Annotated in this window: 2 protein-coding genes and 1 pseudogene; all 3 read left to right on the top strand. The window is 66.6% G+C overall.

The genetic code is table 11. From position 1 onward, the window contains the following. Positions 1–436: pseudogene (locus AC1D34_RS30360) on the top strand (hypothetical protein); the annotation flags it as partial. Positions 437–905: 469 nt separating this feature from the next. Then, positions 906–2,531 (top strand): B12-binding domain-containing radical SAM protein, encoded by a 1,626-nt coding sequence (locus tag AC1D34_RS30355; RefSeq protein WP_441491064.1) that lies wholly within the window; start codon positions 906–908, stop codon positions 2,529–2,531. 645 nt (positions 2,532–3,176) lie between these two features. After that, on the top strand, positions 3,177–10,840 hold a 7,664-nt coding region (locus AC1D34_RS30350; protein WP_476826217.1), incomplete at its 3' end, for an autotransporter-associated beta strand repeat-containing protein.

The following is a 10,840-nucleotide window of genomic DNA, read 5'->3' as shown; positions in this document are numbered from 1 at the left end:
GACCCAGACCGGTGCGACCGAGTCCGTCAGCGACCGGCAGGTCTGCACCGCCTTCCGCTTTTTCCTCAATGCCGAGCCCTCGCTTCGTGCGGAGGTGCTCGATGTTCTGAGGAAATGCCTCGTCAAGGACGGCGTCCTCGTCGCCAATTTCCATGGCAATCCGGCAAGCCTGGTCGGGCTCGTCTATCCCGTTCGCAACCGTCTCGCCGGGAGCGAGATCAACAAGCTGATGCGCGAGGACGAGGCGGTTGCGCTGCTCGAGGCGCACGGCTTCGTGGTCGAGGAGGTGCATTGGTACGGGCTTTGGCCACCGGTCTTCCGGCGGTTCGATTGGTTGAACACATTGTGCATGGCCCGGGTCGAGGCCCTGGGGCGGCGGTTCCCGGCCCTGATGAGGCGGTGCCAGACCTTCGTTGTCGTCGCCAGGCGCCGGTGACGGGGCGCCGCACCACAGGCCGCAGGCGCGACGGAGCTGGTGCGACGGAGTGGTCGCGGCAGCTCCAGCGTTTGGAGCTTCCCTGATGTTTTGAGGGGCTTTTAGGGGCGTTTTCCCTCAGGAAACGCTGAAACACCGTATTTTGACGCGTGGAGAGCACCGGCCTCCCAGGCATGGTCCTTGCTCATGATGTCCCTGCCAACCCGGAGGCAGGGACGCAATGTCCGTCTTTCCACCCGCCCAATGCTGCATTCGAGCAGCGATCGCTCAACGACGGTAGCAGCGATTTCTCAAGCTTCTCCCCCAGTCCGCAAGTCTTTGCGATCAGCAAGTCCTGGCAACCGGCAAGTCTTGGCAATCAGCAAGGTCTCGCGGCCCCCACGTTTTTCGCACGCAGGCGCGGCCGTCTGGAGGCTCGTCGGCCGATGAGCCCGCATTCCTCCAATCAAAGCGCGAAGCAGGAGACGACATGCCTAGTGAACGCTGCAGGGTCTTGATGGTCTATCCGCGTTTCAACGCGGGCTCGTTCTGGAACTACAAGGCGACATGCGAGCTCGCCGGAGCGCTCCATCCCGCCGCCCCCCTCGGATTGATCACGGTCGCTGCACTACTGCCGGCGGCGTGGGAGATCCGTCTCGTCGACCTGAACACGGAGGAACTCGCCGAAGAGAATCTCGGCTGGGCCGACCTCGTGATGACGGGAGGCATGCTGCCGCAGCAGGAGGGTACCCTCGCCATCATCGAGCAGTGCCGCATGCACCGCAAACCGGTCGTCGTCGGCGGACCCGACGCAACCTCCACGCCGCATGTCTATGAGGCCGCGGACTTCCTGGTGCTCGGGGAGGCGGAGGAGATCATGGCCGGTTTCGTGTCCGCCTGGAGATCGGGGGCGAGGACCGGCGTCTTCAGGTCCGAAATGGGCAAGACCGATGTCACGAGGAGTCCGACGCCGCGCTTCGATCTGCTGAAATTCGAGCGCTATCTGCATGTCGGCATCCAGTTCTCGCGCGGCTGCCCCTTCAATTGCGAGTTCTGTGACATCATCGAGCTCTATGGGCGCGTGCCGCGTACCAAGACGAGCGCGCAGATCCTGACCGAGCTCGAGGCGCTGCATGCACTCGGCTATCGCGGCCATGTCGATTTCGTCGACGACAATCTCATCGGCAACAAGAAGGCGCTCAAGCAGTTCCTGCCCGACCTCAAGCGCTGGATCACCGAGAAGGACTTCCCCTTCGAATTCTCGACCGAGGCGTCGATCAACCTTGCCGATGATTCCGCCCTGATGCAGGCGATGAGCGAGGCCAATTTCTTCACGATCTTCGTCGGCATCGAGAGCCCGGACTCCGAGACGCTCATCTCGATGCAGAAGAAGCAGAACACAAGGCGCAGCCTGCAAGAGAGCGTGCACAGGATCTACCGGGCGGGGCTGTTCGTGAATGCCGGCTTCATCCTCGGGTTCGACAGCGAAAAGGGCAGCGTCGCGCGCGACATGATCGCCTGTATCGAGGATACCGCGATCCCGGTCTGCATGGTCGGCCTGCTCTATGCCCTGCCCAACACCCAGCTGACGCGACGCCTGGAGCGCGAGGGCCGGCTCCAGATACCCGATGAGACCGCTCCCGCACTGCAGTTCGGCGATCAGTGCACCGCTGGCCTCAACTTCGAGACCAGTCGCCCGCGTCGCGCCATTCTGGCGGACTACGAGGCCGTTCTGGAGGCCGTCTATGCGCCCGGGGCTTTCTTTGGGCGGGTTCGGCGCGTCGGCCGGATGCTCGACTGCACCAATCGCCGTCTGGAGCTGCCGAAATCCATGGAATGGCAGGAGCTGAAATCGTCCTGGCGTCTGCTCTGGCGCTTGTCGACGATGAGGGGCGGCGTCAGGCGCGAGTTCTGGAAGACACTGGTCGACTGTCTCGCGCATAACCGCCGGGCCTTGCCCTATGTGATGATGATGGTCGCGCTCTACGTCCATCTCGGCCCGTTCTCTCGCCAGGTGATCGCCCAGGTGCAGCAGCAGATCGACGATATCGACAGGGGGCGCCACGCGCAGATTCGAGTGAAGCAACGCGAGCCGGAGGTGATGGCCGTGGGCTGAGGGGCGCTTCGCAGTTACGACCTCGCCTTCCGCCTGATCACTGTCTGGCATGGCTATGTCGGCCGCTCCTCGCAGGGCGGTGAAGCGTCCTTGAAATTGGACGCCGCGGCACGGGAAACTGGCTACTGAAAGCCCCGATCGGCCCCGTGGCGCGCCTTTCGCCGGAACAAAATCATAAATCCCTTCAAATGCTAACGACCGTTCACATCGGGAGGCTGTGCCCGTCTGGTCCCGTCCGGACGTTCTGGTAAGACCGGACTGTCGCAGCGGCAGTTCCTGCTTCGTGCTCGCGGCGGTGATGGTCATGGAGGCTTCGCCGGTGAGGCGGAGCGCGGGCGATCGGCCCGGGAGGGAGCCCTGCTTGCCTGGCGTGCCGACGATACTCACCCGGGCGAGTGGAAGCCGCTCCCGTGATTTTCAGACGAKGGGTCGGCTGTTTGCTGCTCCGCGCCTCCGGCGCGGCCGCGCGTCAAGCGGCGGACTGGGAATGAGCGGCGGCGCGAGAGGGCGCTCGCTGCCGATCTGATGTGTGTTCTGGCCGACGGCGCCCTGACAGGCGCTGAGTGAGACGACGTAGCGACCTCGCAATCCGGGGTTGCATCAAGGACTGGGGCGCTCGGCGCCTGGGGGGATTTGGGCTTCGCCATGACCGCAGAGATCGAGACGGGGCGCCGGGTTCGGCTGGCCGGAACAGGCATCGATGACGGGGCTGCTCCCGTGGTCAACCGGGCTGAGCGGGTTGCCGCACCGGTGCGCCACTGGCGCAGGCGTCGCGCAGTGCTGCTTGCCTGCACGGCGCTGGTCATGCCGGTCATGCTGGCGGCGACACAACGGCCAGCGCTGGCTCAGTACACCGGAGCCAATGGCGGCAATGGCAGCGGCGCGCCGAATGGCGCTACCGCAGGCGGCGCCGGAGGTGGCGGCGCCTACGGAGACGGCAGTGCGACGGCTCCCGGCGGCGGCGGCGGAAGCACCGGTGGTCAGGGGAACCGAGGCGGGAGCGGTGGCGGCTCCGACGGTGCCGGCGGCGGCGGCGGCGGTTATGCGGCGGGCGCCGGTGGTGGTGGCGGCGGGGCCGGCGGTGCCGGTCTGACACTTAACGCCGATCTGAACAACAGCGCCGCCATTACCGGCGGCAAAGGCGGTAATGGCGGCGGCGGAAACTACAATTCCGTGCCGAACTACTCCTACGGCGGCGGCGGTGGTGGCGGCGGCGGTGGCTCCGGCATCATCGCCGGAACCGGTGCGAACCTCACAAATTCCGGCACGATCACAGGCGGCAATGGCGGCGGCGGCGGCTCAGCCAACGGAGCGATCAATCCGTTCACCGACCCCTCCGGCAACGGAGCGGGCGGCAGAGGCGGCAACGGCATTACCGCGACCGGCTCGGCCGGGCTGACGATCACGAATACAGGCACCATCAAGGGCGGCGGTGGCGGCACCGATTTCCAGAACGCCCAACCCTACCGGCCACAGGCCGGCGGCTACGGAATCATCGGGCAGAACCTGACGATCATCAATAGCGGCACGATCGCGGGTGGCGCCTTGGGCGGTGCCGGAGGCCTGAACGGCGCAGCGTCGACGGCCATCATCATCACCGGCGGCACCAACAGCATCAGGGCGCTCGCCGGCAGCTCGATCGGCGCGATCGAACTGGGCGGCACCACCACGCTGGCCGGCGTCTTCAACAACACGATCCAGGTCAATGGCGGCGTCGCCATGTCGGTGAGCGGCGCGACCGCGGCCGATGATGTCACCGGCATCACCACTCTGACAAACTACGGCACGACCACGATCGGCGCCGGGCGCACGCTCAGCGCTCAGACCATCAACAACGCCGCGGGCACGATCAGCATAGGCACTGGGGCGACCCTGAAGGGCATCGGCAATACGCTCAACAACAATGCGGTCATCGATGTCGGTGTGGGCGGCAGCGTCATCGATGCCGGCGCGATCAACAACCAGGGCGGCGGCACGATCAATTTCAATGGCCCGACCGGGTCGGCGGTGCTGTCGGCCGGCCAGGGCATCAACAATGACGGGCAGATCAAGGTGCTCGGCGGCGATGTTGCCGTCATCGGCGACATCAACAACCAGAATAACGGCACGCTTCCGCTGACCGGCGGCAACATGACCGGTATCGGCACGCTGACCAATAGCGGCACCGCGACGGTCAATGTCGCCGCGGGCTACAATCTCGGTGTCGGGACGTTCACGATGACCGGCGGCAGCGTCACCGGAACAGGCTCGATCACGGCCACGACTGCCTTCAACCTGTCGGCCGGCACGATCGGCGCCAGCCTCGCGGGCGCCGGCGCTCTGGCAAAGACGGGTGTAGGCACGCTGATCCTGACCGGCACCAATACCTATACCGGTGGTACGACGATCTCAGCCGGCACCTTGCAGCTCGGCAACGGCACGACCGATGGCACGATCCTCGGCTCCGTGATCAATAACGGTACCTTGGCTTTCAACACCTCCGGCAGCATCAGCTATGGCGGTACGGTCACCGGCACGGGCGCTCTAACCAAGGCGGGCAGCGGCACGCTGACGCTCACGAGTGCCATCGGCAGCACCGGCGCGACAAACATCAATGGCGGCACTCTGAAACTGGGCGCCGGCGGCGCCCTCTCCAGCGACAGCCTGCTCAACATCAACAGCGCGGCGGGCGTCTTCGATCTCGACGGCCGCACGCAGACGATYGGTGGGCTCGACGGCTTGGGCGAGGTCAAGCTCGGCAGCGCTGCGCTGACGGTCTTGAGGACGTCCAGTTTGTCGAGTTTCGCCGGCGTGATCTCCGGCACCGGGTCGCTTACCAAGAGCGGGGCCAGCCAACTCGTCCTGACCGGCGACAACACCTATACGGGCGGGACGACGATCTCCGGCGGGACGCTTCAAATCGGCTCGGGCACGACAACCGGCTCGATCCTGGGCAATGTCGTCAATGACGGCATGCTCGCCTTCAGCCGCAGCGACGACTACATCTTCGCAGGCAACATCTCCGGCTCCGGCCAGGTCACCAAGACCGGCAACGCCAAGCTCATCCTGACAGGCAACAACACCTATACCGGCGGTACGACCGTCAGCTTCGGGACGTTGCAGATCGGCGACGGCACGACCGATGGCAGCATCGCCGGCAATATCTATGTCCGCACCAGCCTTGTCTTCAACACGGCCGGCACGAGCAGTTATGCCGGGGGGGCCTTGGACGGCGGCAGCGATCGCGGCACCTTCACCAAGGACGGTGCGGGCACCTTGACGATCACCGGGGAGAACACCCATCGGGGCGGCACCAAGGTGGTCGCCGGCACGCTCAAGCTCGGCGGCAACAACCGGCTGGGCAGCGATGGCGACCTCGAGGTCCAGTCGGGCGCGACCTTCGACATGGATGGCAGGGCACAGGGCCTCGCCAAGCTCGAAGGCGCCGGCACGGTCCAGCTCGGTACGGGCGGCGCACTGACGGTCGGCAACGCCGATGCCTCCTCGACCTTCGCCGGCGGCATCATCGGCGGCGGTTCGCTGACCAAGGCGGGGACGGGCACGCTCACGCTGACCGGCGCCAACGGCTTCACCGGCGGCACGACGATCAGCGGTGGCACATTGCAGATCGGCGATGGCAGCGGCACCGGCTCGCTCGTCGGCAATGTCGTCAACAATGCCGCGCTCGCCTTCAACCGCACCGGCAGCCTGAGCTTCGCCGGTGACATTTCCGGCACGGGTGCGTTGACCAAGAGCGGGGCGGGCACGCTGATCCTGACCGGCGCGGCCAGCCATGCCGGCGGCACGACGATCAGCGCCGGCGCCCTGCAGATCGGCGACAGCGGCACGACCGGCGCGATTTCCGGCAACATCCTCAACAACGGCGCGCTCAGCTTCAAGCGCACGAACGACCTTAGCTATGCTGGCGTGATCAGCGGCAGCGGCTCACTGACCCAGGCCGGCAGCGGCACCTTGACGCTGACGGCGGTTAACACCTTTTCCGGTGGCACGACCATCACCACCGGCGGCACGCTGCGGATCGGCAATGACGGCACGAATGATGGTTCGGTCGGTGGCGCTGTTTTCAATGACGGCTCGCTCGAATTCGACAACCTGAACGCTGCCAGCTTCGCGGGCGTGATCTCCGGCAATGGCGCGCTCCGCAAGCTTGGCAGCAACACGCTGACCCTGACCGGCGCCAGCACCTATTCCGGCCCGACCTCCATCGCCGCCGGCACCTTGCTGCTCGGCGGCAACAACCGGTTGAACACGAGCAGCGATGTCTCGGTCTCCTCGGGAGCGTCCTTCGACCTTGGCGGCTTCTCGCAAGGCATCGGCGCCCTCAGCGGTGCAGGCGAGGTCAAGCTCGGTTCGGGCGGGGCGCTCAGCGCGGGCACGACCACCGATTCGATCTTTGCCGGCGCCATCAGCGGCGCGGGCTCGCTGACCAAGACGGGCACGGGCCGCCTGACCCTGACGGGCGACAACACCTTTACCGGCAGCACGACGATTGCTGCCGGCACGCTGCAGATCGGCAATGCCGGAACGGCTGGCGCGCTTGCGACCGATGTCAGCAATAGCGGCGTCCTCGCCTTCAACCGCATCAACGAATACATCTTCAGCCACGTCGTTTCCGACGGCGTCGGCGCGGGCTCGGTCGAGCAGAACGGCACCGGACGAACGATCCTCACCGGCACAAACACGTATACGGGAGGCACCACCGTCAATGCCGGTGCATTGCAGATCGGCAATGGCGGCGCGGCGGGTTCGATCGCGGGCTCGGTCACGGTTGCGTCCGGCGCCGAATTCGCGGTCAAGCGCTCCGATATCTATGCGATGCCCAATGCCGTCAGCGGCGCAGGCAGCTTCGCTCAACGCGGCACCGGCACGACGGTCCTCGGCGATGGTATGACCTATAGCGGCGGCACCGTGATCGAGGCCGGCACGCTCAAGGTCGGCAGCGGCGGCGCACAGGGCTCGCTCGGCAGCGGCGCCATCGCCAATGCCGGCGCCCTCGTCATCGACAAGAACAACGCGATCACGATCGCTGGCGCGATCAGCGGCACCGGCAGTTTCGAAACGACCGGTGGTACCGGCGGCACGGGCGTCACCAAACTCTCGGGCGCCAGCTCCTATACCGGCGCGACCACGGTCAGCGGCGGCACGCTGGAGGTGTCGGGCTCGCTCGGCAACACGGCGGTCACGGTGCAGAGCGGCGCGACGCTGGCCGGTGCAGGCACGATCGCCGGCGCGGTCACCATCGCCAGCGGCGGGCGCCTGGCACCTGGCGCCAATCCCGGCACCCTGACCACGGGCACGCTCAGCGTCGGTGCGCTGACCTTGTCCTCCGGTTCGCAGCTCGATTTCGATCTCGGCCTGCCCAATCTCCCGACCGGGAGCGGCAGCGATCGCGTCGACGTGACCGGCAATCTCACGCTGGCCGGCACCCTCAATGTCGCGAATGCCGGCGGCTTCGGCGGCGGCATCTACCGCCTGATCAACTATGGTGGCACGCTGACGAATAACGGCTTGACGCTGGGCACCCTGCCGAGCGGCGTTTCGGCCGGCGATCTCTCGGTGCAGACCTCCGTCGCGAGCCAGGTCAACCTGGTCAACAGCAACGGCCTCACCCTGAAATTCTGGGACGGCGGCGCGGCGGGCAACGCCAATAACGGCGYGATCGATGGCGGCGCCGGAATCTGGAGCGCGACCAGCGGCAACTGGACCGACCAGAACGGCAGCATTAACGCCCCGGCGGCGCCGGCCCCGGGCTTCATGGTCTTCCAGGGCACGAGCGGCATCGTCACGGTCGACACGAGCCTCGGCACGGTCTCGGCGACGGGCATGCAGTTCGCAGCTGACGGTTACAGGATCGAGGGCGGTACTGTTACCCTCAGCGGCGCGCAGGCGATCATCCGTGTCGGCGACGGCACCTCGGGCGGCGCCTCCTATGTCGCCACCATCGCATCGAACCTGACCGGTGCGAGCGACCTGGTGAAGACCGATCTCGGCACGCTCGTCCTTTCCGGCGCCAACAGCTACACCGGCAACACGCTCCTGAACGCTGGCACGCTCTCGGTCTCGTCCGACGGCAATCTCGGCCAGGCGGCCGGCGGTCTGGTCTTCAACGGCGGCGTCCTGCGCGTGACCGGCACGAGCTTCACCGCGACCAGCCGGGCTGTGAGCTGGGGCAGCAATGGCGGTGGCTTCGACATCGCCGATGCGGCCAACAGCTTCACCCTGAGCCAGGCGCTCAGCGGCGCCGGCGGGCTTACCAAGCTTGGCGCGGGCACGCTCGTCCTGACCGGAGCGAACAGCCATACTGGCGGCACGACGATCTCGGCTGGTACCTTGCAGGTCGGTGCCGGCGGCACGACGGGCGAGATCACCGGTGCTGTCGTCAACAACGGCAGGCTCGCCTTCAGCCGCTTGGACAGCGTGACCTTCGCAGGCGCCATATCCGGCTCGGGCGCGCTGACCCAGATGGGGTCGGGCACGCTGATCCTGACCGGCGTCAACAGCTACACGGGTGGCACAGCGATCAGCGCCGGCACCTTGCAGATCGGCGATGGCGGCACGACGGGGGCGATCAGCGGCAATGTCGCCAATAGCGGCACGCTGGCCTTCAACCGATCCGACATGGTCGCCTTCTCCGGCCAGATCTCCGGGGCAGGTGCTCTGAAGCAGCTTGGAACTGGCACGCTCGACCTGACCGGCGTCAACACCTATTCCGGTGGCACGACGATCACGGCCGGCACATTGCGCGGCAGCGCAACCAGCTTCGGCAGCGGCGCAATCCTGAACAACGCCGCCCTGGTGATCGACCAGGGCAGCGACGCCCAGTTCGCCAACGCCATCAACGGTACCGGCCGCTTCACCAAGACGGGCACCGGCTCGCTCAACCTGACCGGCACCAGCACGCTGTCGGGCCCCACCACGATCGCGGCCGGGCGGCTCGCCGTGAACGGCTCGCTCGCCAATTCCGCCGTGACCGTCGAAAGCGGCGCGACGCTTGGCGGCAATGGTACGATTGGCCGACTGAACGTGCTCAGCGGGGGTATTGTCGCGCCAGGCAACTCCATCGGCACCTTGACCGTCAACGGCAACGTAAGCTTCGCGCCGGGTTCGATCTATCAGGTCGAGGTGAATGGCGCCGGCCAGTCGGACCAGATCATCTCGACCGGCACGATCACGGTCTCCGGCGCCACGCTCGCGATCGCGGCCATCTCGGGCGCGATGCCGCCCTCGGCGCGCTTCAAACTCTTCGATGCAGCAGGCGGCGTTTCCGGCCAGTTCACCTCGGTGACCAGCAATTTCGCCTTCCTGACCCCGGGCCTGAGCTACGATGCCGCGCAAACCTACCTGACGATCGCGCGCAACGATGTCTCCTTCGGCAGCGTCGGCCAGACCCGCAACCAGACGAGCCTGGGCACGGCAGGCGAACGGCTCGGCACCGGCAATCCGGTCTATGATGCCATCGTCAAGCTCGATGCCCCCTCGGCGCGCCAGGCGTTCGACGCCCTGTCGGGCGAAGTGCACGCGTCGGCGCAGGCCATCCTGTTCGAGGACAGCACTGTGGTGCGCGGAACGGCGATCGATCGCCTGAGGTCGGCGTTCGGGACCGTCGCGGCGGCGCAGCAGCCGGTCATGACCTATGGCTTCACGGCCGATATGGCAGCGCCCGTCACCGGGCCGATGCCGCGGCTCGTTCCCAGCGACCGTTTCGCGGTCTGGGGGCAGGGCTTTGGCTCCTGGGGCCGGAATGAGGCCCAGGGCGGCGTGTCGAAGCTCTCGCGCTCAAGCGGCGGCTTCCTGCTCGGCGCCGATGCCGCGGTCTTCGACAACTGGCGCGTCGGTTTCTACAGCGGCTACAGCCGTTCGACCTTCGAGGCGAAGGGCCGGATCTCCTCCGGCAACAGCGACAATTATCATCTCGGTCTCTATGGCGGCGGCCAATGGGGCGCGCTCGGGCTGCGCGCCGGCGCCGCCTATAGCTGGCACGACCTCACGGTCGATCGCACCGTCTCCTTTACCGGTTTCTCCGACCGGCTGAGGAGCGACTACAATGCGGCAACCGCGCAGGTCTTCGGCGAACTGGGCTACCGCATCGATGCCGGGCGCGTCGCGCTCGAGCCCTTTGCCGGCCTTGCCTATGTCAACCTGCAGAGCGACGGCTTTACCCAGCGGGGCGCGGCGGCGGCTCTTGTCGGCCGCAGCTCCGACATGAGCACCGCCTTCACGACTCTGGGCCTGAGAGCATCGACGAACGTGACCGTGAACGGCATGGGCCTGGAGTTGCGCGGTGCGCTCGCCTGGCGGCACGCCTTCGG

This window comes from Allobosea sp. P1_A7 (assembly GCF_056406775.1).
Note: the sequence above shows the minus strand (reverse complement) of the source record. Positions and strands in the feature narration are given on the sequence as shown.

What these genes read in the sequence shown, in the direction of transcription:
- AC1D34_RS30355 (WP_441491064.1), top strand. Translation starts at nt 906, where the DNA reads ATGCCTAGTGAACGCTGCAGGGTCTTGATGGTCTATCCGCGTTTCAAC.